The following is a 24,561-nucleotide window of genomic DNA, read 5'->3' on the forward strand; positions in this document are numbered from 1 at the left end:
TGGCGGTCCACCGACACTTTTCGGACGCGACGCCAGCGGTTGCCGATCCGCCCGCGGGGCGGTCCACTGAATGACATGGGTGTCATTAGGGTGGGTACGTCCTCCTGGGCCGACCAGTCACTGCTGCGCTCGGGGTGGTACCGCGCTCGGCCAACACGCCGGCCCGGCGGCTGGGCTTCTACGCCAGCAGGTTCCCCCTGGTCGAGGTGGACACCTCCTACTACGCGATCCCCGTGCCAGAGGTCACGCAGGGCTGGGTCGACGCCACACCGGACGACTTCACCTTCGACGTGAAGGCGTTCAGCCTCTTCACCGGCCACCCCACTCCGGTGGCAACGCTGCCCCGCGACCTTCGCCCGGCCGCCGGCCCGAGCCGGGTCCGCCGCCGGGACCTGCCGGAGCCGACGTACGACGAGCTGTGGGCCCGGTTCCGCGCGGCGCTGGACCCGATCGCGGGCGCCGGCAAGCTGGGCGTGGTGCTGTTGCATTTTCCGCCGTGGCTGGCGCGCGGCGCCGCCGCGCAACACCGGATCGTCGAGCTGGCGCAGCGGTGCCGGCCGTGGCGGGTCGCGGTGGAGCTGCGGCACGGGTCCTGGTTCGACGGTCCGGCCGCACCCGACACTCTGGACCTGCTGCGCGCGCACGACCTGTCGCTGGTCTGCGTCGACATGCCCCAGGGGCACCCGTCGTCGGTGCCGCCGATCGTCACCACCACGGCGGAGCCGGCGATCGTCCGGTTCCACGGCCACAGCGACGCCTGGCGGGACGGCGACAAGCAGGAGAAGTTCCGCTACGCGTACGCCGAGGAGGAATTGCGGCGGTGGGCCGGGCGGCTGGCCGAGCTGGCCGACCCGGTGGACGAGCTGCACGTGCTCTTCAACAACTGCTGCGCCGGCCAGGCGCAGCGCGACGCGACCCGGATGGCGCAGGTGCTCACCGAGACCCTGATCGGCGACGAGGCCGGGCGGCCGACCGTCCCGGCGGTCTCCGGTAGCTGACGACCGGATCGGCGGGCAGCCAGCGCGTGGGTCGGGCCGGCGGGTGCCTCAGGAGCGTCGGCCCCGGCTGCGCAGGGCGTCCTGGGTTCGGTCGTTGACGTCCGCGTCGTCGGGAAAGGACCGGCCGCTCGGAGCCGGGTCCGGAGGCGCGGTCGGTCCGGCCGCTGTCGTACGCGTCGGTTCCACCGAGCCGAAGCCGTGCCGTCCGGCCGGGTCGTGCCGGCCCGCCGCGGCTCCCGCGCGGCGTTCCCCGCGCCGCCCCGGCGGCACCGCGGTCTCCTCGCTGCCCTCGTCCAGCGGCGAGTCCTCGTCGGTGCCCCAGGGCGCTTCGGCGTCGAAGCCGTCGTCGGCCTTCCACGGCTGGGTCGCCTCCGGCTCCAGCCGGTCGCCCTCGCCACTGCGTCCCTCGTGTGCCGTCATGGCCACCTCGCTCGTCGGTCCGCCGCAACCGGCGGACGATTGCCCGTCCTCGGACCGCTGTGCCTCCCGGCCTGCTGTGCCCGCCGGCCTGCTGTGCCCGCCGGGCCGTGTGCCGTGCGGGTGACGGTGGCGTCGTACCCGGGGTTGGCCCGGGCGTAGGCCGGCCGGAGCCCCGCCGTCGAGGTGTCGGCGGGACGCCGGCCGGGCCGGGCGGTCAGCGCCCGGCCATCGCCATTGGTCGCTTGCCGGCGCCCATCCCCATGTTCATGCCCATCTTGGCCATCGACTTCGGGGCGCTCATCAGCCCACCGGACCGACTGAGAATTCCCCGAAGGACCTGGCCGGGCTTCTGTTGCTCGCCCATGTACGCGGTCACCACCACCAGGGTTCCGGTTATCGCCGGAACGGCCCACTGGAGCAGCTTCATCTGCCGCTGTGAGGAGGCCACGCTGGCCGGTGTCTGGTGATTCGGCTCGGTGGTGCCGTTCACCGGCGGGCTGCCCGCCTTCTCCAGCCGCATGCCGACCAGGCGGCTGTAGCCGGTCACCGCGAGCGCGCCGATCGTCAACGCCGTCTTGAGGGCGCTGGCCCGGGCCACCCCGGACTGGGCGGCCACCCGTGGGCTCTCCGTCACCAGTTCGCCGACCGCACCGGCCAGGTGGGCGCCGATCGCGGCCGCGTTGACCGGAGTCCACTTGGACCATCCCGCCGATGCGACCGGGAGCCGCTGGGTCGAGTCGTTGATTTTCGCCGCTGCGCCGTTGACGCCCAGTGCTCCCATCAGGGAGCCTCCGAACCAGGCCGCCAGGCCCAGATCGTGCATGGAGCGCAGTGCGGTATGCCGTTCGGACATCTGATCCCCTTCCGCCGTGTCGGGCGCTGCGGCTTACCCGCCGCCCGGGTGGCTAACCCCGCCCCGGGCTGGCCGATCCCTGTCCCAGCGGGCACGTCACGGACATCCGGGTCCGGAGGTCCGGGACAGGAGTCGTCGGGGCGGTGGCGGGTAGACCCCGAGCGTCGCCGACGAGAGGGGAACGCGATGTCGCAGCCGGACGAGAGCCGAGAGAAGACCCCCAAAACAGACGCGGTGCTCATGCACCCGGGCAACGACCCACACCGGAACACCGCGGAGGTCGCACCGCGCAAGGATCACGCGGAGATCCAGGTGGAACGCGACGGTGAGCTGATCCCGCTGGAGGATGAGTGAACCGAGGGCGCTCGGTGCGACTCAGCGGGGCGGCAGGTCGCCGGCGAAGTGGGCCACCTGCTGCGCCAGCGGGGTGCTCGCGCGTACCCAGGCGAAGTGGTCCAGCGCCGCGCCAGCCTGCGTCGCCGTGTAGCGCTGCCGGGTCACCGGGGCGGCGGCGAGCTTCGCGCAGAGGTGGTCCACGGTCTCGTGCGGGGTGTACTGGTCGTCGTCCACGCTGATCGCGAGCACCGGCGTCCGCACGGCGCGTACCGCCGCCTCGGTGTCCGTACCGTCGAGGCGGGGGAAACGGCCGGTCCGCGCGGTGTGCGCCCAGTCGCGGATCACGCCGCGTGCCTGCCGGCCACCGAAACCCCACCCCGGCCAGACGCCGAGCAGCGCCGCGGTGGCGGCGATCCCCTGGGTGTACGGCAGCACGCCGAACCCTCGCGGGCCCGGATAGCTGCGCCAGTAGGGGATGCCGACCGCGATCAGCGCCAATCCGTCGACCGCGTCGCCGCCGTCGAGGGCGAGGTGCAGCAGCGCGGCCTGGCCGCCGAGGGAGTGGCCGAGCAGCAGTCGGGTACGCCCGTCCAGGCGAGGCTTCAGCGCGGCCAGGACGGCGCCGACGTCGCCGGCCAGCTCGGTGTAGCCGTACCGGTCGGCGCGGCTCGGCGCGGGGGTGCTCGTCCCGGTGCCGCGCAGGTCGGCGACCACCACGGCCAGCCCGGCGGCGCGCAGCTCGGCGGCGAACGGCCGGTAGTAGCGGGCCCGGACCCCCATCGCGGGCCAGATCACCACGACGGGCGCGCCCTCCGGGCCGTCCGGCTCCGGATAGATCTGCACACCGATCCGGGCGCCGTCGACCTCGATGAACTCCTGCGCGTACTCCGGGTCACCGTTCACCGGTTCAGCCTAGCCGCGCGAGGTTACCGGCTGGTAGCCGCAGGGGTCGGGCGGCCGGACGCGACGGAGGCCCCGCCGGGGTGGCGGGGCCTCCGGTGACGCGGACGCCTCAGGAGACGGAGATGGCGCCGTTGCCGGCCCGGACGCAGCTCACCGCGCGGGCGCTGGTGGCCGCCGCGCCGGCGAGGCACTGGCCGAGCACCTGGTGCCCGGTGGCGTTCGGGTGCCACGACTCCTGGCAGGTCTGGAAGTAGCTGACGCACGTGTTGGCGATCCGCTGAATCGCGATCTTGTCCTTGCCGGAGAGGCTGGTGACGAAGGTGCCGTTCGGGTTGCTGTCCTGCAACCGGATCGGGGTGGCCAGCGCGCCGGTGGGGCTGGTCGTCGTCTCGCAGAGCCGAGCGCCGTCGAAGGCCCGCTGCACGTTGAGGTAGACCAGGTCGTCGGCCGGGAACTCGGCGGCCAGCGTGTCCCGGGTGGTCTTCACGATGGTGCCCAGGCCCTGCGAGAAGCGGTGCCCGGGAGCGAGGCTGGCCCGGTGGATCGGGCAGCCGGCCGCGTACCGCTCGGCCCCGAGGTCGCGGAACTTGTCCCGGGTGTCGTCGCGGCCGTCCTCGGTGTGGAACGTCGAGTTCAGGTCCAACGGCAGCGGGTTGGTGTAGTCCTGGAACACCACCCGGTGCTGCCCGTCCGTATCCACCTGGTCGAGAGTGGTCAGCAGTTGGCGTACGGCGGCGGTCGTCTCCGCGGTGGCGGCGCTGAGCTGCGCGGCGGTGGCCAGGTCGGCGTCGGTGCACGGCTTCTGCTCCACCGGGCCACCCAGGTATGCCCAGAACTCCCACCAGCCGGTCCAGGCGTCGGCGATGAAGCGGTTGGCGCACTTCTCCGCGACGCTGCCGAACGTGAACGAGCTGTTGTTGGACCCGAGGCCGATCAGCACCAGGTCGATGTCCTGGGTCTGCGCGACGGCACGCAGCTGGGCGAGCTGCGCGGCCACCGTACGGCCGTTGGCCCGCGCGCCGGAGGCGTTGGCGATGTCGTGTGGCTGGCCGCCCGAGCAGGCCAGGTTGAACCGGTTCTGGATGCCCGGCAGGTTGGCCTTGTGCAGCGAGGCGTTCGCCGACCGGTGGCAGAAGTACGCGTTGTTGTTGGGAGCCGTCCAGCCCGGGAAGCCCTGGGCGACCCCGTTGGCGTCGACCACCGGGGTGTACGCCCCGGCGCCCTCGCCACTGATGAAGCTGTCGCCGAGGGCCACCGCGGCGGTGGGCAGCGCGGCCACCGCGGGAGTGGGCAGCGCGACGGCCGTCGACAACGCGGCCGTGACGATCGTGAGTGCCGCGGCGAGCGCGGTACGCCGGATTCTGGGCATGGGGCCCCCATCCATCGAAAGATGAAAGATTCTCTGAGGGCGCGATCACATCACCCGCGTGTGACGGGCGTCAATGGCCCGTAACAGAATCGTTCGATGAAAGACACGGCCGCGCGGCTGGACGGCCAGCAGGCCGCCCGGAACGCAACCGCCGACCCGCGTACCGGTGGGGTGTTTCCTGGCTCACGTTCGGGGGCCGCCGCACGGCGGGTCGCGCGGGGCCTACGGATGTTGTCTGGGCCTCGGGCTAGGCTCGCTGCGGCGCGCCACGCCGGCTGATCTCGCCGGTGACCGGCAGCAGACCGCCGAGACCGGGGAGTACGACCAGTTGACCGCAGAGCCTGACACCCTGTACGGGGCCGATGACCTCACCCACCTTGAGGGGCTGGACGCCGTCCGCAAGCGGCCCGGCATGTACATCGGTTCCACCGACAGCCGTGGCGTGGGTCACCTCGTCAACGAGATCCTCGACAACTCGACCGACGAGGGTGTCGCCGGCCACGCCACCAAGGTCGAGGTGACGCTGCACGCCGACGGCTCGGTGCAGGTCGACGACGACGGTCGCGGCATCCCCACCGACGTGCACGCCAAGTCCGGCATCTCCGGCGTCGAGTTGGTGCTCACCCGACTGCACGCGGGCGGCAAGTTCGGCGGCTCCGGCTACAAGACCTCCGGCGGCCTGCACGGCGTCGGCGCCTCGGCGGTCAACGCGCTCTCCCGCCGGTTCGACGTGACCGTCCGCCGCGGCGGCAAGGTCCACGCGATGTCGTTCCGGCACGGCGTCCCCGGGATCTTCGACGGCGACGGCCCGCAGGCGCCCTTCACCGCCGGCCCCGGCCTCCAGGTGACCGGCGCGATGAAGCGCGGCCACCGCACCGGCACCTCCATCCGCTGGTGGCACGACGCCCGCTACTTCGAGACCGGCGCGGCGCTCGACGTCGACGCCGTCCGCACGAAGCTGCGCAACACCGCGTTCCTGGTCCCCGGCGTGAGCTACCTGCTGCGCGACCTGACCGGCGAGACGCCCGTCGAGGAGCGGTTCCACTACCCCAACGGGCTCAGCGACATGGTGGAGTTCCTCGCCCCGGCCGGCGACCGGCCCGTCTCCGGCATCCTGCTCGTCAACGGCGAGGGCGCATACCGGGAGAACGCCGCCGACGCCAACGGCGTCATGCAGTCCAACGTGCAGCGCCGCGCCGAGGTCGAGGTGGCGTTCCGCTGGGGCACCGGCTACGAGCGCATTGTCGAGTGCTTCACCAACACCATCCGCAACGCGCACGGCGGCACCCACCGCAAGGGCTTCGAGCGGGCCCTGGTCCGCTCCCTCGGTGACGCCGTCCGCAACACCCGCGGGCTGCTCAAGGCCAAGGAGGAGCCGCCCACCCTGGACGACGTCCTGGAGGGGATGACCGCGGTGGTGCACGTGCGGATCCCGGAGCCGCAGTTCACCTCGCAGACCAAGGACGAGCTCTCCACCACCGGCATCACCAAGGTGATCCAGTCCCTCGTCGACGCGCACGTCAAGGCGTGGCTGGACGACCGGCGCACCAAGGCCGAGGCGCGCGTCGTCCTGCAGAAGATCGTCGACGCGGCGCGGGTGCGGCTCACCCAGAAGCAACAGAAGGACGCCGCTCGGCGCAAGACCGCCCTGGAGGGCGCGTCGATGCCGCCGAAGCTGGTCGACTGCCGGGCCACCGGCATCGACCGCAGCGAACTGTTCATCGTGGAGGGTGACAGCGCCCTCGGGACGAGCCGGATGGCCCGCTCCTCGGAATACCAGGCGCTGCTGCCGATCCGGGGCAAGATCCTCAATGTGCAGAAGGCCAACCTCCAGCAGGTTCTGGACAATGCCGAGTGCGCGGCCATCGTCCAGGTGCTCGGTGCCGGCTCGGGGCGGACGTTCGACCTGTCCGCGCTGCGCTACGGCCGGGTGCTGATCATGGCCGACGCCGACGTGGACGGCGCCCACATCCGTACGCTGCTGATCACTCTCTTCGCCCGGTACATGCGCCCGCTGATCGAGGCCGGCCGGCTCTACGCCGCGATGCCGCCCCTGCACAAGATCACTACCAAGGGGCGCAACCCGCAGACCGTCTACACCTACACGCAGGCCGAGATGGAGACGACGGTCCGCAAGCTGGAGAAGGCCGGCAAGCAGATCGTCACGCCCATCCCACGCTTCAAGGGCCTCGGTGAGATGGACGCCGACGAGCTGTGGGACACCACGATGAATCCGGCCACCCGCGCCGTACGCCGGATCACCATCGAGGACGTGGACGCCGCCGAACGGATCCTCGAACTGCTGATGGGGGAGAAGGTCGAGCCGCGCCGCAACTGGCTGATCGACTCCGCCGACCGCGTCGACCGTGACGCCATCGACGCCTGACGGCAGAAGGAAGAGCTGAACCATGGCACGCCGTAAGGAAAACAAGGTCGATCTCTCCTCGTTCGACCAGGCTGGCGCGCGGGTCTTCGACAATCCGCTGGTAACCGAGGTTTCCGACTCCTACCTGGAGTACGCGTTCTCGGTCATCCACTCCCGCGCTCTGCCGGACGCGCGCGACGGCCTCAAGCCCGTGCACCGGCGCATCCTGTGGTCGATGTACGAGCAGGGCTACCGCCCGGATCGCGGGCATGTGAAGTCTGCCCGAATTGTCGGGGATACAATGGGAAAGTACCATCCGCATGGCGATACGGCGATCTATGACGCCATGGTCCGCCTCGCGCAGGACTTCTCGCTCAACGTGCCACTCATCGATGGGCATGGAAATTTTGGATCTCCAGACGATGGCCCGGCAGCGAGCAGATACACCGAAGCGCGGATGTCCCGCGAGGCGATGCTGCTCGTCGGTGAGCTGGGCGAGGACACCGTCGACGTCGAGCCCAACTACGACGGGTCGCTGACCCAACCGACCGTGCTGCCGGCCGCATTCCCCAACCTGCTGGTCAACGGCGCGTCCGGGATCGCGGTCGGGATGGCCACCAACATGATCCCGCACAACCTGGCCGAGGTGGTCTCCGCCGCCCGCTGGCTGATCAATCACCCGGACGCCACTCTGGACCGGCTCATGGAGTTCGTCCCCGGCCCCGACCTGCCCACCGGTGGCGTGCTGCTCGGCCTGGACGAGGTGCGCCGGGCGTACGAGACCGGGCGTGGCGTGGTGCGGATGCGCGGCAAGGTGGAGATCGGCCCGATCGAGGGCAGCCGGGGCCGTCAGGCGATCACCGTGGTCGAGTTGCCCTACGGCGTGGGCGCGGAGAAGGTCATCGCCGCGATCACCAACGAGGTCACCAAGACCAAGCGGCTGACCGGGATCGCCGACGTCAAGGACCTCACCGACCGCGAGAGCGGCACCCGACTCGTCGTCGAGTGCAAGGTGGGGGTCAACCCGCAGGCGCTGCTCGCCGACCTCTACCGGTTGACCCCGCTGGAGCAGTCCTTCGGCGTCAACAACCTGGTCCTGGTCGACGGGCAGCCGCGTACCCTCGGGCTCAAGGCGTTGCTGGAGGTCTTCCTGGCCCACCGGTACGAGGTGGTCACCCGGCGCACCTCGTTCCGCCGCCGTAAGCGTCAGGAGCGGCTGCACCTGGTCGACGGTCTGCTGATCGCGCTTCTGGACATCGACCGGGTGGTTCGGCTGATCCGGGGCAGCGACGACGCGCAGGCCGCCAAGGACGGGCTGATGAGCCAGTTCGGTCTCTCCGACATCCAGGCCACCTACATCCTGGACACTCCGCTACGCCGGTTGACGAAGTTCGACCGGATCGAGTTGGAGGCCGAGCAGGAGCGTCTGCGCGCCGAGATCGCCGAGCTGTCCGCGATCCTCGACGACGAGCGGGTGCTCAAGAAGCTGGTCTCCGACGAGCTGGCGGCCGTGGTCAAGCAGTTCGGCACCGACCGGCGTACGACGCTTGTCGACGGTGACCTCAAGGAGGTGCTGGCCGCGTCCGCGCCGGCCGGCCCACTGGAGGTCGCCGACGACCCGTGCCAGGTGATCCTCTCCGCCACCGGGCTGGTCGCCCGGACCGCGGCCGAGTCGGAGGAGAGCGCCGAGGGGCGCCGGCGCAACGGCCGGGTCAAGCACGACACGGTACGCGCGATCGTGCACTCCACCGCCCGTGGCCGGGTGCTGCTGGTGACCAGCGCCGGCCGCGCCTTCAAGATCGATGTGTTGCCGCTGCCGGTGCTGCCCGAGCAGGCCGGCACGGTGTCGTTGCGCGGCGGCATGTCGGCCGCCGAGTTGGTGCCGCTGGAGGCGGGGGAGACCGTGGTCGGCCTGGCCCCGCTCGGTGGATCGGCGGACGGCTCGCCCGGGCTGGCGCTGGGCACCCGGCAGGGCGTGGTGAAGATCTGCTCGCCGGAGTGGCCGGTGCGGTCCGACGAGTTCGACGTGATCGGCCTGCGCGACGGCGACGAGGTGATCGGGGCGGCCTGGCTGACCGACGGCGCCGAAACGCTGGCCTTCGTCACCTCGGAGGCGTCGCTGCTGCGCTTCGCCGCCGGGGTGGTCCGCCCGCAGGGCCTCAAGGGTGGCGGAATGGCCGGCATCAACCTGCCGGCCGGGGCACGGGTGGTCTTCTTCGGGGCGGTACGCACCGACGATCCGGGGCACGGTGAGCCGATGGTCGTCACGTCCACCGGGGCGACGGTCAAGGTGACGCCGTTCAAGGCGTACCCGGCGAAGGGCCGAGCGACAGGCGGCGTGCGGGCGCACCGCTTCCTCAAGGACGAGACGGACGTCGCGGTCGCCTGGGTGGGGCCGCGCCCGGTCGGCGCGACCGGCACCGGTGAGCCGGTCGAGCTGCCCGCCGCCGACCCCCGCCGCGACGGCAGCGGCTTCGCGGTGATGCTCGGCCCAACGGTCATCGGCCACCTGATCGAACGCGACTAACCCCCACCCTCCCGCCCCCTGCCCCCGGCCCGGCGGAGCCGGGCGGGGCGCGGGTGGGGGTGGGGTGGGTGGGGTCAGGCGACGTTGATGGGGCGGAACTGGACGCTCACCCGGGGCCCGACCGGGCGGGCGGTCTTGGGGATGGCGTGTTCCCAGGTGCGTTGGCAGGAGCCGCCCATGACGATGAGGTCGCCGTGGCCCACCGGGAAGCGCAGGCTGTCGCCACCGCCGCGCGGACGGAGCAGCAGCGGTCGGGGTGACCCGAACGAGACGATCGCGACGATGGTGTCGCTGTGCGCGGAGCGGCCGATGGTGTCGCCGTGCCAGGCGACGCTGTCGCGGCCGGAACGGTAGAGGCACATGCCGGCGGTGACGAACGGCTCGCCCAGCTCGGGAGCATAGTGGCGGGTCAGGGCCGCCCGTGCCGCGGTGAGCACAGGGTGCGGCAGTTGCCGGTCGGCGGCGTACCAGCAGAGCAGGCGGGGCACGTCGACCTCGCTGTCGTACATGGTGCGTCGCTCGGCCCGCCAGGGCACCTCGGTGAGCAGGGTGTCGAGGACCGCGTCGGAGCCGCGCACCCAGCCGGGCAGGTGGTCGACCCAGGCGCCCCGGCTGAGCTGGTGCCGGCGGATCTGACCGGCCAGCGGCCCCAGGGCCGGCCCGGCGTCGGCGAGGTCGAGCATCGACGGCTGATAGGCGGCCTGCGTCATGCGGCCACCCTAACAGCACATTCGTACACCCGTGCTATGCCCGCGTCCCCATCCCTCAAGGTCGTGCTCGATCCTGGATGTAGTGCCATCCGCGCGGATCGAGGGGACTATTTCCAGGTTCGAGCGTGACCATGGCGGTCAGCCGCCGGGCGTACGGACTCGAACACCGCGTCCACGACTCGTGCCCGGCCCTGCCCGTCGACGGTGGACCAGGCTCGGGCGGCCAGCGCGGCGCGGCGCGGCGGTGAGCTGAGCAGCCCGTGCAGGGTCCGTGCCGCCGCCGCGCGGGCGGTGCGTCCGGGCAGGCCGGCGGCGGTCAGCTCCGGCAGTTCGCCGAGGCCGGCGGTCAGGCCGTGCTGGACCACCCGGGCGTACGACTCGCGTTGGTTGTCGACCACGCAGACCAGAGCGGCGGGTGCGCCGAGGCAGCACAGCTCCCACGTCGAGGTGCCGGCGGCGCTGACCACCAGGTCCGCCTCGGTGATCAGCGACGGCAGTGAGCCGGTGGGTGGGACGGTACGGACGAGTTGCCCCCGACCGGGGGTGATCTCCTCCAGTTCGGCCTCGATCTCGGGTCGGCCGACGACGACCGTGAGGTCCATTGGGTGGCCGGTGGCCAGCAGCACCCGGGTCAGCACCGGGGCGGCGCCGAGGGCGTCGGTTCCGCCGAAGAAGGCCAGCACCCGGGGCCGGCTGACGGCCGTGGCGGGTCGGGGCGTTGCCGGTCGGGCGGCCACGACTGAGTCGCGCAGCAGGGCGTACCCGCTGCCGGCGAGCAGCCGCCCGGGCAGTGTCGCAAGCTTCGCCCCGAAGTTCTGGTCGAGGTAGAGGTCGGCGTCCTGACCCCGGCTGTCCCCGTCGACGATGGCGAGGGTGAACACCCCGGCGGCGCGTAGCGCACCCGCCCCGGCCGGGTCCAGCTCGTAGGAGTCGAGGACCAGCACGTCCAGGTCGTGCCGCCGGGCCGCCTCGACCAGGTCGGCCGGCGATTCGGGGCCCGGGTGCAGGGGGATACCGCGAGCGGCCAACTCGGCGGTGGCCCAGTCGAGCCGCTCCACCGTGCCGAACACCGCGACGTGGGCGCCGCGGGCCAGGAACTCCTCGGCGAGCGCGAGGCAGCGGACGAGGTGCCCGACACCGCGCCGTGGCCCGGCGTCGCAGCGCAGTCCGACGCGTAGCGTGCTCAGGACTCCTCCAACCGCTTCTGCCGTACGTCGGCGTTGAGCGCCCGTAGCCGGGGCTGCCCGTCCAGCCAGTCGGCGAGCTTGGCCAGCGGCACGCTGACGTCGCCGAAGTGGTCGGTCACCGCGCTCACCAGCGCCCAGTCCTGTTCGGTGTCGAGGGTCAGCCGCAGCGCCGAACGGTCCGGCGTGAGGGTCACCCCGAGCACCCGGAACAGCTCCGGATGGGTGTACGCGTACGAGGTCACGTGCACTCGGTGGTGCCCGGTGGCGAGCCGGTCGAGGGTACGCAGCGTCTCCGCGCGGATGATCTCGACGTCCAGCCCTCGGGGCAGGGTGCGGGCGATCGACGTGCTCGCGTAGTCCAGGCCCGGCACAGCCCGGTACACGGAGGCGACCAGTGTGATGATCTCCGGGTCGAGCAGTGGACAGTCGGCCGTGAACCGCATGACCGTGTCTCCCGGGTACGCCGCCAGGGCACCCACGAACCGGCCCAGCACGTCGTCGACCGGCCCGCGGTGGCACGGGACGTCCAGTCGCCGGCACTCGGCCACCACCGCGTCGTCGACCGGGTCCGTGCTGGTCGCGACCACCAGGTCGGCGAGGACGCCGCTGTCCCGGGCGGCCCGCACCACCCGGCCCAGCACGGATCGCCCGGCGAGCGGGCGGAGCACCTTGCCGGGCAGCCGCGACGAGCCCATCCGGGCCTGCACGATCCCGACGATGCGCGGCCCGCCGACTTGCGGCCCGCCGGCTTGCGCCCCGACGGCGCGAAGCCCGCCGCCCTGCGGCCCGGCGGTCTGTGCCCCGACGGCCACCCCCGTGTCGGCCGTCGGGGCCGTCCCACCCGTCGTCTCGGCACCGACGAGGGCGTGGCTGTCGCCGGTCACCGCTGCTCCTCCTGCCTCGGCGCGAGCGCGGCCCGCGCCCGGCGTTTGGCAGCCCGGGCACCCCGCTTGGCGAGCCGGGCGGGGGTGATGGCCAGCCGGCCGACACGGTAGCTGATGGACCCGCTGAGCAGGCCGATCTTCGCCTCGGCCCGGCGCAGCGCGCGTTCCCGGGAGGTGAGCAGCTCGTCGGTCCATCTGGTCAGCGCCACGAGCCGGCTGATCTCCTCGCGCTGGCGCAGCCACGCCTCGCGCAGCTGTTGGTAGCTGTGCGAGCCGACCGGTGGGTCGGTCGGCTCGACAGCCCGTAGTTCGCTGGCGAGGTTTGCCTGACCGTCGGCGTCCAGGCCGTGCAGCGCGGCCGTGATCGCCGCCTCGGCCCGCACCGCCTCGGCCACGGTCGCCCGGTCGAGTTCGTGCCCGGCGAGCCCGCCGAGGACCACCGTCAGACCCGCCACGTCGAGGGTGGACGGCCACGGGTGGGCGTACCCACCGGTGAGCAGGCCCGCCGCGAAGCGCCACAGGCCGCGGGCCAGCACCACGTCGCCGGGCAGCGTGCCGGTGGCTCGCCAGCTCGGGTCGAGCACCGCGTAGCGCTCGCCGCTGACCACCACGTTGTCGGTGCTGGCCAGCGCCACCGCGCCGGCCAGTCGGCCGTCGCTGTCGGCCTGGTCGGCGAGCCAGCCCGCGTACCCGTGCAGCAGCGTGCGCAGCGTCGTCAGGTCGCGGCGCAGCGCGGCGTCGAGCAGCAGGGTGCGCAGCAGCCGTCCGGACGGCACCGGCCCGGACAACGCCTCGGGGTCCCGGTACGCCGCCTCGCGAGCGGCGAGCGGCGCGGCCGGCGCGGCCGCATCACCCCCGGCGACGAGGCCCCACCGCCAGCCCGACGGGCCGTCCAGCACCTCCAGCACACCGATCCCCTGTCGACCGGGCCGCCCGGTCTGCACCAGCGCCACCGGCAGGTCACCGTCGGCGGGCGTGACCGGGGCGTCCGGGCCGCCCGGTCGGCTGGCGAGCATCAGCCAGCCCGGCGCGAGGTCGGCGGCCCGCCCCGCGTGCAGCGCGTCCACCGCCAGCCGCGCCGGGTCCTGGAGAACCGTCGCGGTGCCGAAGGTCCCGGCGCAGGCGCCGTGCAGCACCGCGTCGAACAGCCCCGAGCCCGCGCCCCGGTCGAGCTGGTCGGCGTCGAGCAGCGCCGTCGCGGTTCCACCATCGGGGTACGCGGCCCAGCAGGCGCTCGGGCGCAGCCCGGCGCCGATGAGCCGCTCGCGCAGCTGGTCCCGGTTGGCCGGACGGGTCTGGTCCAGCACCCCGCCGATGACCCAGGCGGAGTCGTCGCGGCCGGCGTACCAGGGGGTGGCTGCGACCAGCCGGTGCAGCCCGATCGGGTTGTCCAGGCGCAGCAGCAGCGTGCCACCCGGCCGCACCGCCGCGGCCAGCCGCGCCAGCACGCCGTCCCAGCCGAGTCGGGTGCCCTCCACCGACTCCACCGGGTCCAGCCCGGCACCGGCGATGACCACGTCGTACGTCTCGTCGTCGGGTAGCCCGGTCGGGCCACCCACCACCACGCGGGCGGCCCGCTCGGCCAGCGCCACCGCGTCCGGGTGGCTACGCAGCAGGCAGGTCACCTCGGCGTGGGCGAGCCGGTCGAGCAGCGCCGGGTCGTGCGGGCCGGCGAGCAGGACCCGGCCGCCGGGCGGCACGATCCGGGCGGCCAGCGTGGCGAGGGGCCCTCCGTCGGCCAACCGTTCCCTCGGAAGGTCGGACCAGGCCAGCATCTCGCCGCCCGGCAGGGTCATCCGGCCGGCGGGTGCCGTCTCAGTCTTCACGGTCGTCCTCTTCCTCTTGCGGGAGGTTCGCCCAGCCGAGCAGCTCACGCAGCTCCGCGGGGGTGCAGCGGTGATCGGTGCCCAGTTCGGCGCGGGCGATCTCGACCGCGTTGGGCAGGTCGACCGCCGTGCCGTGCAACTCCGGCCACTGCCGCCGGATGCGGGCTGTTCCGCCGAAGGTCGGGTCCTCGTTGGACAGGATCATCGGGTCGCCGTAGACCGCTGGTTCGCAGCCGGCCGCGATGCCGTAGAAGATCGCGCTGGTCAGGCGGTTGGATGCTACCCGGCGGTGCCGGCGCAGCTCGGTCAGCTGCTTGTCGAGGAACTCCGGGTCGGTGTCCTTCCACCAGTGCCCCCGGTAGCCGTGGCAGATCACCCGGAACCCGGCGCGCTCGTAGAGCCGGCGGACGTGGCGCATCCCGTACTCGTGCCAGTAGAGGCAGACGGTGACCGGGCCGGGCTCGGTGTCCCGGATCAGGGCGATCAGCGCCCGGTGGTCACCCTTGACGTGTTGGCCCTCCCAACCGTGGAACGGGTACCAGATGGTGCCCTCGCGCTCCTCGGTCGGCGGGTCCTCGGGCCGCATGCCCAGCAGGTAGACGAACGGGGCGCCGATCACCACCACGTTGCGCCGCCCCACCGACCAGGCGCGGCGGCGGGTCTGCTCGGACCAGAGCAGGCTCGGGGTACGGTCGGCGTACGGGTGGCCGGGGGCCAGGCCGTCGCCGATGTTCCAGCCGTGCTGCACGTACCCGTTGATCCGGGGTGGGTGGCGGTCGCCGAGCCCGGCGTAGCGGGCCAGGACGTGCGCGTGGCCGTAGAAGTGGTTGGCGTGGTGCATCACATTCCCATCAGGCGGCGGAACGCACCGAGCCGACCCGCAGAGACGCGGTCAGCGCGTCGATGACCCGGTCCTGGTCGGCGTCGCTGAGTCCCGGGTAGAGCGGCAGCGACAGCTGTTGGGAGTAGAACGACTCGGCCACCGGGCAGGAGCCCCGACGGTAACCCAGGTCGGCGAAGGCCGGGTGCCAGTGCACGGGGATGTAGTTGACCTGGACGCCGATGCCTGCCGCGCGCATCGCGTCGTAGATCTCGCGGCGGCGTCCATCCAGGACGCGGATCGGGTAGAGGTGCCACGCCGGCTCGGCCCACGGTTGCTGGACCGGCAGCCGCACCCCGTCCAGGTCTGCCAGCGTCTCGTTGTAGCGGGCGACCAGTTCGGCCCGGCGGGCGACGAACTCATCGAGCCGGCGCAGTTGGCTGCGGCCCAGCGCGCAGAGCACGTCGGGCAGGCGGTAGTTCAGCCCGAACTCGGGGACCTCGTAGAACCAGCCGCCCTCGTCGGGCCGGCGCAGGTCGTCGCGCTCGCGCACCATGCCGACGCCGCGGAACCGGCGGGCCCGCTTCAGGATCTGCGGGTCGAGCGCGGCGACCCCGCCGCCCTCGGCGGTGGTGAGGTTCTTCGTCGGGAAGAACGAGAACGTCGTCAGGTCGGCGAGCGACCCGACGGGTCGGCCGTGGTACGTGCCGCCGATCGAGTGCGCCGCGTCGGCGAGCAGCAGCGCGTCGCTGCCCTCGACCGACGTGCGCAGCGCGTCGTAGTCGGCCGGGTGGCCGGCGTAGTCGACCGCCGAGATCACCTTCGTCCGCGAGGTGACCGCGGCGGCCGCCGCCGCCGGGTCGAGGCAGAAGGTCTCCTCCTCCACGTCCGCGAAAACGATCTTCGCGCCGAGGGCGACCGCGCTGCTGGCGGTCGCCACGAACGTCATCGGCGGAACGATCACCTCGTCGCCGGGGCCGACACCGGCCGCCGCGTACGCCACGTGCAGCGCGGCGGTGCCGTTGGAGACGGCGGCGACACCGACCCCGCCGGTCACCTCGGCCAGGTCCGCCTCGAAGGCGTCTACCTGCGGGCCGGTGGTGAGCCAGTCACTGCGCAGCACCGCCGAGACGGCCTCGACGTCCGCGTCGGTGACCGACTGCCGGCCGTACGGGAGCATCGGCATCACGCGGTGAGGCCGAGCATGGTGCGTAGCTGGTCGACGCTGAGCCACTCGTCGTTGGTGTCCGACTGGTAGGCGAAGCCGTCCGGCACCGGCTCGCAGTCGACCGGCGGCTGGTAACCCCAGCCGGCGATGGTCGGCTGGACGATGTAGCGGTCCTTGGCGCGCAGCGTCCGCCGGCTGTCGTCCGGGGCGATCATCTCCTCGTGCAGCTTCTCGCCGGGGCGAATGCCGATCTCGTGCGTGGTGGCCTCCGGCGCGACGGCCTCGACCAGGTCGAGGATCCGCATGCTGGGGATCCGCGGTACGAACAGCTCGCCGCCCTGCATCTGGTCGAACGAGTCCATGACGAACTGGACGGCCTGCTCCAGGGTGATCCAGAACCGGGTCATCCGCTTGTCGGTGATCGGCAGGCTCTTGCCCTCGGCGGCCAGCCGGTGGAACAGCGGGACCACCGAGCCGCGGCTGCCCACCACGTTGCCGTAGCGGACCACCGCGAACCGGGTCGGGTGGTGCGCGGCGTAGTGGTTGGCCGAGACGAACAGCTTGTCGCCGACCAGTTTGGTGGCGCCGTACAGGTTGATCGGGCTGGACGCCTTGTCGGTGGAGAGCGCGATGACCTTCCGGACGCCGGCCTCGATCGCGGCGTCGACCACGTGCTGGGAGCCGGTGATGTTGGTGGCGATGAACTCGGAGGGGTTGTACTCCGCGGTGTCCACCTGCTTGAGCGCGGCGGCGTGCACGACGTGGTCCACACCGTGCATGGCGCGGGTGAGGCGGTGCCGGTCCCGGATGTCGCCGATGAACCAGCGCAGCCTCGGGTCGTCGCCGAGCTGCTGGCGCAGCTCGTACTGCTTGAGCTCGTCGCGGGAGAAGACCACCACCCGGGCGGGGTCAGCCTCGGTGAGAATGTGCTTGAGGAAGGTCCTGCCGAAGGAACCCGTTCCCCCGGTGATCAGAATGGACGATCCATTCAACTCACTCAATTTGGTGCTCCCGTGATCGTGGATGAACGGGCGGCCCTCGGCCGGCCGACCGGGGTGAGACGCTAACCCCGGCGGGTTAACGGGTCGGCGCTCGCGGGTTAACCGCCAGACCGACCGAGGTGAATGGCGGGCAGCGGGCGGGCGAACACTTCCGACCACCCGGAAGGCGGGCTGACCAGCCCGAATCCGGCCGCTACAGTGGCCGCGCGAGCGACCCGGCCGCCCTGTGCGCCGCCGGTTCCCGCGTTCACCCGACATCCGCACCACCTCGGTGCGAGCGGGTCATCCCCGAGCGTCACCGGCCGGGCCGGCGTGCCCACCGGCGGGCGCGGGGGCCGGTCCGGCCGGCACTTCAGGAGGCGTTGATGGCATCCGGCAGCGACGTGATGGAACGGCCGGCGGTCCCGGCCGAGACACCGCCCGCGGCGTCCGCGCGACGGTGGCTGGTGCCGCTCCTGCTGGTCGTCGGCTGGGTGCTCAGCGTCGCCTGGCGGATGTGGCTGTCCCGGCACATCGTGCTGCCCATCGCGCACACCGACGAGGACAGCTACCTGAACACCGCCCGCGCCCTCGCTGGCGGGCCGGGTGGGTTCAGCAGCGAAAACGACCTGCTGCGGCGGGTCGGCTACCCGATGCTGATCTCGCCCGCCTTCCTCGGCGACCGGGACTTCACCGACAGCTACCGGCTGGTCCAGCTGATCAACGCGATGGTCAACTCGGCGCTGTTGCCGCTGGCGTACCTGCTCGGTCGGCGCGTGCTCCGCCTGCCCCGCCCGTACGCCCTGCTCGCGGCGGTGGTGGCGGCGACCCTGCCGGCCACCGCCTTCTACGCCGGCGTCGCGATGATCGACACGGTGATGGCGCCGCTGGTGGTCGCCTGGCTGCTCGCCGTACACCGCTGGATCGACCGCCCCGGCCCGTTCGCCGCGGCCACCGTCGGCCTGCTGGTCGGCGCGTTCCACCTGCTGCACTCGCGCGGCCTGGTGATCGTGGCGGTGCACGCCGGCCTGGTCCTGCTGCTGCTCGTCCGCCGCCGCATCACGCCAGCGGCGGTGCTCGCGGCGCTGCTGCCGGTGCTGGCCATGGCGCTGGTCAACGAGGCCGGCATCCGTTTCCTCGGCGACAAGGTCTATCTGCTGGGCAGCACGCCGGGCGGCGGCACGGTCGCGGCGGTCGCCTCCGGCCAGGGTGTGGTCCGCGTCGGCGCGGCCGTCGCCACCCAGCTCTGGTACCTCGTGGTGATCACGTTCGGGATGGCCGGGGTGGCCTGGGCCGCCGCCGTCCGGGAGTTGTGGCGCCCGCGTCGGGGCGACGCCACCCGCTGGACGATGGGCGTGGCGCTGGTGGTGAGCGTCGGGGTGGCCAGTGGCGCGTCGGTGATCCTGGCCGGCATCACCGGCAAGCCGCTGGACGCGATCTACGGCCGCTACGTCCAGATGCTGGCCCCGTTCTGGCTGCTGGTCGGCCTCGGGGTGCTGCCCACCGCCGGGCGCCGGGTGGTGCTGCGCCGGGCCGCCGTCGCGGTGGCGCTGCTCGTCGCCGGCGGCGCGCTGATCGCCGCCCGGCTCGCCTACGTGGCCAGCCGAGGACACACCCTGCGCTACGGCGGCTTCGGCGCGCCGGACCTGATGGCGCTGACCGACGGCTGGCGGGAGATGCGACCCGTCGTCGGATCGTTGGTCGGCATCGCCGGCTGCCTGCTGCTCGTCGCGGCGGTCCGCGTGCCCCGGCTACGGCTGCCGATGCTGGGCGCCCTCGTCGTGGTCAACCTCGTCACCATGCAGGTGATCGACCAGAGGTTGGTGCGACCGATGGCGGCCAGCACCGCGCCGACCCCACGGGTCGCCGACGTCGGGGTACGCCCCGGCGAGCGGGTCTGGGCCTCCACGGGAGTGCACTACATCCTGCGGTTCAACCTCAGCCACCAGGTGACCTGGACCGACGTGCGGTGGTTCCGCGAGCAGCCGCCGGCCGCGGCGCAGGTGGTGTTCACGCGCTGGGCGCCCGGCCAACCGGACGACTGGGACGGCGCGAAGTACGGCTTCGTCCGGCTCGGCGGCAACGCGCAGCAGCACTGGGCGGCCTGGCGGCGAGCCTGAGGAGCCGTTGTGTGGATCCGGGTGGACATTCCTTTTCATGAACGGGAGATGTCCACCCGGGGCATCGGCGGTTAATGGTGCTCGACAATCGTGGGAAATAGCCGGCGACAATCAGCGTTGACGGCGGTCGGCCCGGGCCAGCGAAATCGGGATGACGGTGATTTCCCGACCGTCGGACGACTCCTGTCGCGGCGTGCCTTCGACGAATCGGAAACGCCGGTTCATCTGCCGTACGACGGTGTTGTGCGCGAGCACCTCCCCGTCGAGTCGATCCAGGTGCAACCCGTCGAAGGCGTACTCCACGGCCTCCCGCATGACCGCCAGCCAGGCGGGCAGCGTCTCGCCCCGCTCGGCCAGCCCGTCGGCGTCCAGGTAGAAGCCCCAGGCGCCGGTGCGGGGGCCGTCCCACCGCAGGTCGAAGAAGGTGACCACGCCGCAGGGCAGATCGTCGCGGACGTACACCAGAACCCGCCGCGACGGGTCGTCGCGCACCGCCGACCACCACCGGGCGTGCTCGTCGGAGGTGATTTCGTGGCTGGTCTTGCTGACCTGACGATTGGTTTCCTGATTACGCCAGGACAACATCAGATGAACGTCGTCCGCCGTCGCTTCGCGCAGCACGTGCCTCTCGCTTTCCCATCTGTTCACATCCGGTCGGAGGCACCTTACCGGGCGCACCGGCAAATCGAATATCCATTCGCTGGGTTGTAGACTCCGGCGCATGAACGAATTGAGTCGCGCGCAGATCCGCGACCTCATGGCTCAGGTGTTGAAGAACCAGGACAAGGAGTTGCCCGCCGACGACGCGGCGCAACTGCGGGAGATCGGTTTCCGCTCGCTGGACTTCTCCGAGCTGGCCCTGCGGGTGGAGGACGAGACGGGGGAGGAGCTCAACTTCGACGCCCCCGGCCTACGGCGCATCGCCACCGTCTCCGACGTCCTCGACTTCCTCGTCGAGCTCCAGCAGCAGTGAGGGTCGCGCCCGCCCACCCGGCCTCCGCGCGCCCGGAACCGGCCGGCGTCGACAACCGGCTCGTCGTCGGTGGCGCCCCGCTGACCTGGCGGACGCTGCCGACGCCGGTCCTGCCCGACCCCGCCGCGGTGCTGGCGCACAGCGCCGGGCACGCGCTCGCCGCCGCCCGGCAGCACGCCACGCACGGCACCGAGCTGCTGCTCAGCACCGCGAGCCGGGTCGGCGCGGCGATGCGCTCGGAGCTGCTGGACGCCGGCTTCACCGTCACCCTCGTCGACGACGACGGCGTGCACCCCAGCGCGCCGCCCCGACCGCGGGCCGCCGAGCCCGGCCGGCTCTGGCTGCTGACCTCCGGCTCGACCGGTCGCCCGAAGCGGGTCGGGCACACCCTCGACACGCTCACCACCGTGCGGGGCGACCAGCCGTCCCGGACCTGGCTGTGCCCGTACGCCCCCGGCACGTACGCCTGGTGGCAGGTGGTGACCCTGTCGCTGACCCAGCCCGGTCAGCACCTGGTCGTGGTCGAACCGGACGAGCTGGACGACTGGCCGGCCGTCGCCGCCGCCCACGGGGTCGACGCCGCGTCCGGCACCCCGACCTTCTGGCGGCGCACGCTCTACCGGGACGCCGACGCGCTCGCCCGGGTGCCGCTGCGGCAGATCACCCTCGGCGGCGAGCCGGTGGACCAAGCGATCCTGGACCGACTGCGGGAGGTCTTCCCCACCGCGCGGATCTCCTGGATCTACGCGTCCTCCGAGGTGGGGGCGTCCATCGTGGTGCACGACGGGCGGGCCGGGTTCCCGGTCGAGTGGCTGGGGCGGGAAACCCCGGGCCGACCCACCCTCACCGTCCACGACGACGAACTGGTCGTCACCTCCCCGCACCACGGGGCCGGACTGGCCGGCCCGATCCGCACCGGCGACCGGGTGCAGGTGATCGACGGCCGGGTGCTGATCACCGGCCGCCTGGACTCCGACGAGATCAACGTCGGCGGCAGCAAGGTCTCCGCCGGTGTGGTCCGTGGCGTGCTGACCGGGCACCCCGCAGTGGCCTGGGCCCGGGTGACCGGCCGCCGGGCTCCGGTGCTCGGCGCGATGGTGGTCGCCGACGTGGTCCTCGCCCACACCGGCGGTTCCTCTGCCTCGGCCGATGGCCCTGCCGGTGGTTCCTCTGCCTCGGCCGGTGGTCCCGCTTCTTTGGCCGACCGCTCCGCCGCTGGCGTGCCGGACGAGGCCGCGCTGGTCCGCTGGTGCGCCGACCGGCTGCCCGAGCACGCGGTGCCCCGCCGGATCCGTGTGCTGACCGAGATTCCCGTCAAGGAGACCCTGAAGAGCGATGTCTGACCTCGCCGACACCCCACTCGTACCGCCCAGCTCCGTGGTCCTCGTCTCCGGCGGCTCACGAGGGCTGGGCCTGGCCATCGTCACCGACCTGCTCGACGCGGGCGTACGGGTGGCCGCGTTCGCCCGTACCGTCACGCCGGAGCTGGAGAAGCTCGCCGCCGAGCACCCCGACCGGGTGCACGTCGGCTCGGTCGACGTCACCGACCTGCGTACCGCCCAGGGCTTCGTCCGCGAGGTGGAGCAGCGACTCGGCCCGATCGACGGCATCGTCAACAACGCGGCCATCGGGCAGGACTCCCTGCACGTGCACACCGCCACCGACGACATCGCCCGGATCATCGAGACCAACCTGACCGCGCCGCTGCAACTGACCCGGCTCGTGGTCCGGCGGATGCTCGGCAAGGGCCTGCGAGGGCGGATCGTCAACATCACCTCGATCTGCGCGCAGCGCGGCTTCCCGGGCCTGGTCGCGTACTCCGCCACCAAGGGCGGCATGGACGCCGCCACCCGGTCGCTCGCCCGGGAACTCGGCGGCCGGATGCTGGTCAACGCGGTCGCCCCCGGCTTCTTCGCCTCGGAGATGTCCGCCGTGCTCGGCCCGACCCAGCTCGACCAGATCGTGCGCCGCACGCCGACCGGTCACCTGACCGAGCCGGCGGAGGTCGTGCCCGTCGTGCGGATGCTGCTCCGCGAGCACACCAACATCAACGGCCAGGTCATCGTGGTGGACGGTGCCGCCTCCATCTGACCCGCGCCGGGATCCGCCGGAAGCGGCCGGGCCGATGTCTCTCGCCGTCCCGGCCGCACTGTCGCGCCCGAGCGGTGCTGGTGGGCCGGCCCTCAGCGGTGCTGGTGGGCTGTCCCGGAGCGGTGCTGGTGGGCTGTCCCGGAGTGGTGCTGGTGGGCTGTCCCCGAGCAGTGCCGGTCGGCTGTCCGGGAGCGGTGCTGGTGGGCTGTCCTCGAGCGGTGCTGGTGGGCAGCTCCTCAGCGGTGCCGGTGGGCTGCGCCCGAGCGGTGCCGGTGGGCCGCGTCCCGTGCCGGGACTGCTGGCCGCCGCCGAACGGCACCTGCGTATCGGCCCCGCGGCCGCGCTGGCCGACGCGGTGACCCGCAGCTATCTCGACGACGGCCGTTGCGTTGGCTGGTACGGCCCGCCAGCGCCCGGGTGGCGGGTGGCGATCGATGCGGAGCGCGCTGAGGCCCCGGTGCCCCCGGCACTTGCCCGCCGGTTCGGTGCCGGGGACTTCTGGGCCCGGTGGACTCGGGCCGAGTGCTGCTGCAAGCTTGCCGACGTGCCGGTGGTTGCCTGGTGGCGCCGCTACGGCCTGGGCACACCGTCCGACGGGGCGGCGATCTGGCGAACCCTGCGGCTGGCCGACCTAGTGGTCACGGTCGGCTTCGCCCCCGACACACCCTCCCCGCGATCTTGCACTTACTGACTCCGAATCGCGGCTTACACGCCTTTCGCCCGGGCAGTAAGTGCAAGATCGCCGAATAGGGCAGCGGTTAGATTAGGTTCCAGCTCAGGGGGGTGCCGCGGGGGACGTTGGTGGTGAAGGTGCGGCCCAGCACCTGCTCGATCTCGACCGGGGCGAGCCCGCCCGCCGGCCGGATCGATCGGACGTTCTCCGCCGTCACCGTCTCGCCGGCCCGGACGTCTTCGACGACATACAGCGAACGGCGGAACCGCAGGCCTTCCCGCTCGGCGGGGGTCGGGCCGATCGCGGTGCCGCCCAGCGCCGCGTACGCCCGGCCGGACTCGGCGACCAGGGCCGTCAGCTCGGCCGGGTTCAGCGAGAAGTCCGAGTCCACGCCGCCGTCGGCCCGGTCCAGGGTCACGTGCTTCTCGATGAAGCAGGCGCCGAGGGCGACCGAGGCGACCGCCACGCCGATGCCGGGCGTGTGGTCGGAGAGCCCGACCGGCACGTCGAAGGCGCCCGCCAGCACCGGCAGCCGGCGCAGGTTGCTGTCGGCGGGCGGCGCCGGGTAGGACGCGGTGCAGGCCAGCAGCACGATGCCCGCCGCGCCGCCGTCCCGGGCGGTCCGTACGGCGGCGTCGATCTCGGCCACCGTCGCCATCCCGGTGGAGATCACCATCGGCTTGCCGGTACTGGCCACCAGCTGGATCAGCGGCAGGTCGACCAACTCCGACGAGGCGATCTTGTAGGCCGGCGCGTCCAGCGACTCCAGCAGCTCCACCGCGGTCGCGTCGAACGGTGACGAGAAGACCGTCAGACCACGTTCGCGGGCGCGCTCGAAGATCGGGGCATGCCACTCGTACGGGGTGTGCGCCCGCTCGTAGAGGCGGTACAGGTTCTCGCCGCCCCACAGCTCGTGACCGCTGGAGATGCGGAATGCCGGCGTGTCGACGTCGATCGTGATCGTGTCCGGGCGGTACGTCTGGAGCTTGAGGGCGTGCGCCCCGCTCTCGGCCACCGCGTCGACGATGGCCAGCGCCCGGCCCAGGTCGCCGTTGTGGTTACCGGACATCTCGGCGACCACGAAGGGTCGCTCCCCGGCACCGACCGCGTGCGGTCCGATCTTGATTGTCGCCGTCATCCCGACCTCTGCTCAGGTACCCGCACCAGGGTGCGGTGGTGCTGTTGTCGTCCGCCCGGCGGGCGGACGACCTGGAAAACCAGGGCACCGGGAGCCGACACGGCTCCCGGCATGGCGTGGGGTGCTGTGCGGACGATCACGGCAGGCGGCACCCGGCCAACGCATCAGCGTGGCCCGCCGATTCAACGCCGGCAGCGTGCTCAGCGACGGACCTGTGCGC

General features: G+C 72.5%; 21 protein-coding genes and 1 pseudogene. 9 read left to right on the forward strand and 13 right to left on the reverse strand.

Features of this window, described 5'->3' with window-relative positions; translation table 11 throughout:
* Positions 1 to 75: 75 nt before the first annotated feature.
* Positions 76 to 998, forward strand: a pseudogene (locus tag ABZ808_RS14960) (DUF72 domain-containing protein).
* Positions 999 to 1,046: 48 nt separating this feature from the next.
* Here the strand turns inward: ABZ808_RS14960 and ABZ808_RS14965 are convergent.
* Both ABZ808_RS14965 and ABZ808_RS14970 read right to left on the reverse strand, forming a co-directional pair.
* The gene (locus tag ABZ808_RS14965) at positions 1,047 to 1,418 is read right to left on the reverse strand and encodes a hypothetical protein (RefSeq protein ID WP_357005861.1); all 372 of its coding nucleotides are present in this window, start codon (positions 1,416 to 1,418) and stop codon (positions 1,047 to 1,049) included.
* Between the two features lie 214 nt (positions 1,419 to 1,632).
* Positions 1,633 to 2,271, reverse strand: coding sequence for a hypothetical protein (locus tag ABZ808_RS14970; RefSeq protein WP_357005864.1), 639 nt, complete (start codon positions 2,269 to 2,271; stop codon positions 1,633 to 1,635).
* A 186-nt stretch (positions 2,272 to 2,457) separates the two neighbouring features.
* On the opposite strand from ABZ808_RS14970, the gene ABZ808_RS14975 reads away from it, so the two are divergent.
* Positions 2,458 to 2,625: a hypothetical protein gene (locus ABZ808_RS14975; RefSeq protein ID WP_357005867.1), complete on the forward strand. Its 168-nt coding sequence runs from the start codon at positions 2,458 to 2,460 to the stop codon at positions 2,623 to 2,625.
* A 21-nt stretch (positions 2,626 to 2,646) separates the two neighbouring features.
* On the opposite strand, the gene ABZ808_RS14980 is transcribed toward ABZ808_RS14975, so the two are convergent.
* Entirely contained in the window at positions 2,647 to 3,510 is an 864-nt protein-coding gene (locus ABZ808_RS14980; RefSeq protein ID WP_357005871.1) for an alpha/beta fold hydrolase, read from the reverse strand.
* A gap of 109 nt (positions 3,511 to 3,619) precedes the next feature.
* Positions 3,620 to 4,879 (reverse strand): hypothetical protein, encoded by a 1,260-nt coding sequence (locus ABZ808_RS14985; protein ID WP_357005874.1) that lies wholly within the window; start codon positions 4,877 to 4,879, stop codon positions 3,620 to 3,622.
* Positions 4,880 to 5,207: 328 nt separating this feature from the next.
* Here ABZ808_RS14985 and ABZ808_RS14990 point away from each other — a divergent pair, with 328 nt between their 5' ends.
* Both ABZ808_RS14990 and ABZ808_RS14995 read left to right on the forward strand, forming a co-directional pair.
* Positions 5,208 to 7,265, forward strand: a complete 2,058-nt coding sequence (locus ABZ808_RS14990; protein WP_357005877.1) for a DNA topoisomerase IV subunit B — start codon at positions 5,208 to 5,210, stop codon at positions 7,263 to 7,265.
* A gap of 22 nt (positions 7,266 to 7,287) precedes the next feature.
* On the forward strand, positions 7,288 to 9,771 hold the full coding sequence (locus tag ABZ808_RS14995; RefSeq protein WP_357005880.1) for a DNA topoisomerase IV subunit A: 2,484 nt from the start codon (positions 7,288 to 7,290) through the stop codon (positions 9,769 to 9,771).
* A 74-nt stretch (positions 9,772 to 9,845) separates the two neighbouring features.
* Here the strand turns inward: ABZ808_RS14995 and ABZ808_RS15000 are convergent, their stop codons facing one another.
* The 7 genes from ABZ808_RS15000 to pseB form a co-directional block, all read right to left on the reverse strand.
* Positions 9,846 to 10,481, reverse strand: coding sequence for an alpha-ketoglutarate-dependent dioxygenase AlkB (locus ABZ808_RS15000; protein ID WP_357005883.1), 636 nt, complete (start codon positions 10,479 to 10,481; stop codon positions 9,846 to 9,848).
* 107 nt (positions 10,482 to 10,588) lie between these two features.
* Positions 10,589 to 11,668, reverse strand: coding sequence for a spore coat protein (locus ABZ808_RS15005; protein ID WP_357006788.1), 1,080 nt, complete (start codon positions 11,666 to 11,668; stop codon positions 10,589 to 10,591).
* Complete coding sequence (locus tag ABZ808_RS15010) at positions 11,665 to 12,387, reverse strand: glycosyltransferase family protein (RefSeq protein WP_357006790.1); 723 nt, start codon at positions 12,385 to 12,387, stop codon at positions 11,665 to 11,667. The genes ABZ808_RS15005 and ABZ808_RS15010 overlap by 4 nt, the downstream gene beginning before the upstream one ends.
* A gap of 161 nt (positions 12,388 to 12,548) precedes the next feature.
* The gene (locus ABZ808_RS15015) at positions 12,549 to 14,348 is read right to left on the reverse strand and encodes a class I SAM-dependent methyltransferase (RefSeq protein WP_357006792.1); all 1,800 of its coding nucleotides are present in this window, start codon (positions 14,346 to 14,348) and stop codon (positions 12,549 to 12,551) included.
* Positions 14,349 to 14,367: 19 nt separating this feature from the next.
* Positions 14,368 to 15,219 (reverse strand): hypothetical protein, encoded by an 852-nt coding sequence (locus tag ABZ808_RS15020; RefSeq protein ID WP_357005886.1) that lies wholly within the window; start codon positions 15,217 to 15,219, stop codon positions 14,368 to 14,370.
* Between the two features lie 10 nt (positions 15,220 to 15,229).
* Positions 15,230 to 16,378, reverse strand: a complete 1,149-nt coding sequence (locus ABZ808_RS15025; RefSeq protein WP_357006794.1) for an aminotransferase class I/II-fold pyridoxal phosphate-dependent enzyme — start codon at positions 16,376 to 16,378, stop codon at positions 15,230 to 15,232.
* A 5-nt stretch (positions 16,379 to 16,383) separates the two neighbouring features.
* The gene (gene pseB / locus ABZ808_RS15030) at positions 16,384 to 17,367 is read right to left on the reverse strand and encodes a UDP-N-acetylglucosamine 4,6-dehydratase (inverting) (RefSeq protein WP_357005889.1); all 984 of its coding nucleotides are present in this window, start codon (positions 17,365 to 17,367) and stop codon (positions 16,384 to 16,386) included.
* 365 nt (positions 17,368 to 17,732) lie between these two features.
* Here pseB and ABZ808_RS15035 point away from each other — a divergent pair, with 365 nt between their 5' ends.
* Positions 17,733 to 19,466: a hypothetical protein gene (locus ABZ808_RS15035; RefSeq protein ID WP_357005892.1), complete on the forward strand. Its 1,734-nt coding sequence runs from the start codon at positions 17,733 to 17,735 to the stop codon at positions 19,464 to 19,466.
* Positions 19,467 to 19,577: 111 nt separating this feature from the next.
* On the opposite strand, the gene ABZ808_RS15040 is transcribed toward ABZ808_RS15035, so the two are convergent.
* Positions 19,578 to 20,114 (reverse strand): GNAT family N-acetyltransferase, encoded by a 537-nt coding sequence (locus ABZ808_RS15040; RefSeq protein WP_357005895.1) that lies wholly within the window; start codon positions 20,112 to 20,114, stop codon positions 19,578 to 19,580.
* A 73-nt stretch (positions 20,115 to 20,187) separates the two neighbouring features.
* Between ABZ808_RS15040 and ABZ808_RS15045 the strand changes: the two genes are divergently transcribed.
* From ABZ808_RS15045 to ABZ808_RS15060, 4 genes are all read left to right on the forward strand, one after another.
* Complete coding sequence (locus ABZ808_RS15045) at positions 20,188 to 20,439, forward strand: acyl carrier protein (protein WP_357005898.1); 252 nt, start codon at positions 20,188 to 20,190, stop codon at positions 20,437 to 20,439.
* Positions 20,436 to 21,782 carry an AMP-binding protein gene (locus ABZ808_RS15050; RefSeq protein ID WP_357005901.1) on the forward strand — a complete coding sequence of 449 codons (1,347 nt, stop codon included), beginning with the start codon at positions 20,436 to 20,438 and terminating at the stop codon, positions 21,780 to 21,782. The genes ABZ808_RS15045 and ABZ808_RS15050 overlap by 4 nt, the downstream gene beginning before the upstream one ends.
* A complete protein-coding gene (locus ABZ808_RS15055; RefSeq protein ID WP_357005904.1) occupies positions 21,775 to 22,530 on the forward strand; it encodes an SDR family NAD(P)-dependent oxidoreductase in 756 nt (251 codons plus the stop codon). The genes ABZ808_RS15050 and ABZ808_RS15055 overlap by 8 nt, the downstream gene beginning before the upstream one ends.
* 286 nt (positions 22,531 to 22,816) lie before the next feature.
* Positions 22,817 to 23,221 carry a hypothetical protein gene (locus ABZ808_RS15060; protein WP_357005906.1) on the forward strand — a complete coding sequence of 135 codons (405 nt, stop codon included), beginning with the start codon at positions 22,817 to 22,819 and terminating at the stop codon, positions 23,219 to 23,221.
* Positions 23,222 to 23,288: 67 nt separating this feature from the next.
* On the opposite strand, the gene pseI is transcribed toward ABZ808_RS15060, so the two are convergent.
* Entirely contained in the window at positions 23,289 to 24,341 is a 1,053-nt protein-coding gene (gene pseI, locus ABZ808_RS15065; protein ID WP_357005909.1) for a pseudaminic acid synthase, read from the reverse strand.
* Positions 24,342 to 24,561: the final 220 nt, after the last annotated feature.

The sequence above is a fragment of the Micromonospora sp. NPDC047527 genome, from assembly GCF_040643015.1.
Classification (GTDB): domain Bacteria; phylum Actinomycetota; class Actinomycetes; order Mycobacteriales; family Micromonosporaceae; genus Micromonospora.

Coding starts and splice junctions, on each gene's coding strand:
- ABZ808_RS14965 (WP_357005861.1), bottom strand. CDS start 1,418: ATGACGGCACACGAGGGACGCAGTGGCGAGGGCGACCGGCTGGAGCCG.
- ABZ808_RS14970 (WP_357005864.1), bottom strand. CDS start 2,271: ATGTCCGAACGGCATACCGCACTGCGCTCCATGCACGATCTGGGCCTG.
- ABZ808_RS14975 (WP_357005867.1), top strand. CDS start 2,458: ATGTCGCAGCCGGACGAGAGCCGAGAGAAGACCCCCAAAACAGACGCG.
- ABZ808_RS14985 (WP_357005874.1), bottom strand. CDS start 4,879: ATGCCCAGAATCCGGCGTACCGCGCTCGCCGCGGCACTCACGATCGTC.
- ABZ808_RS14995 (WP_357005880.1), top strand. CDS start 7,288: ATGGCACGCCGTAAGGAAAACAAGGTCGATCTCTCCTCGTTCGACCAG.
- ABZ808_RS15000 (WP_357005883.1), bottom strand. CDS start 10,481: ATGACGCAGGCCGCCTATCAGCCGTCGATGCTCGACCTCGCCGACGCC.
- ABZ808_RS15015 (WP_357006792.1), bottom strand. CDS start 14,348: ATGACCCTGCCGGGCGGCGAGATGCTGGCCTGGTCCGACCTTCCGAGG.
- ABZ808_RS15020 (WP_357005886.1), bottom strand. CDS start 15,219: ATGCACCACGCCAACCACTTCTACGGCCACGCGCACGTCCTGGCCCGC.
- ABZ808_RS15025 (WP_357006794.1), bottom strand. CDS start 16,378: ATGCTCCCGTACGGCCGGCAGTCGGTCACCGACGCGGACGTCGAGGCC.
- ABZ808_RS15035 (WP_357005892.1), top strand. CDS start 17,733: ATGGCATCCGGCAGCGACGTGATGGAACGGCCGGCGGTCCCGGCCGAG.
- ABZ808_RS15045 (WP_357005898.1), top strand. CDS start 20,188: ATGAACGAATTGAGTCGCGCGCAGATCCGCGACCTCATGGCTCAGGTG.
- ABZ808_RS15055 (WP_357005904.1), top strand. CDS start 21,775: ATGTCTGACCTCGCCGACACCCCACTCGTACCGCCCAGCTCCGTGGTC.
- pseI (WP_357005909.1), bottom strand. CDS start 24,341: ATGACGGCGACAATCAAGATCGGACCGCACGCGGTCGGTGCCGGGGAG.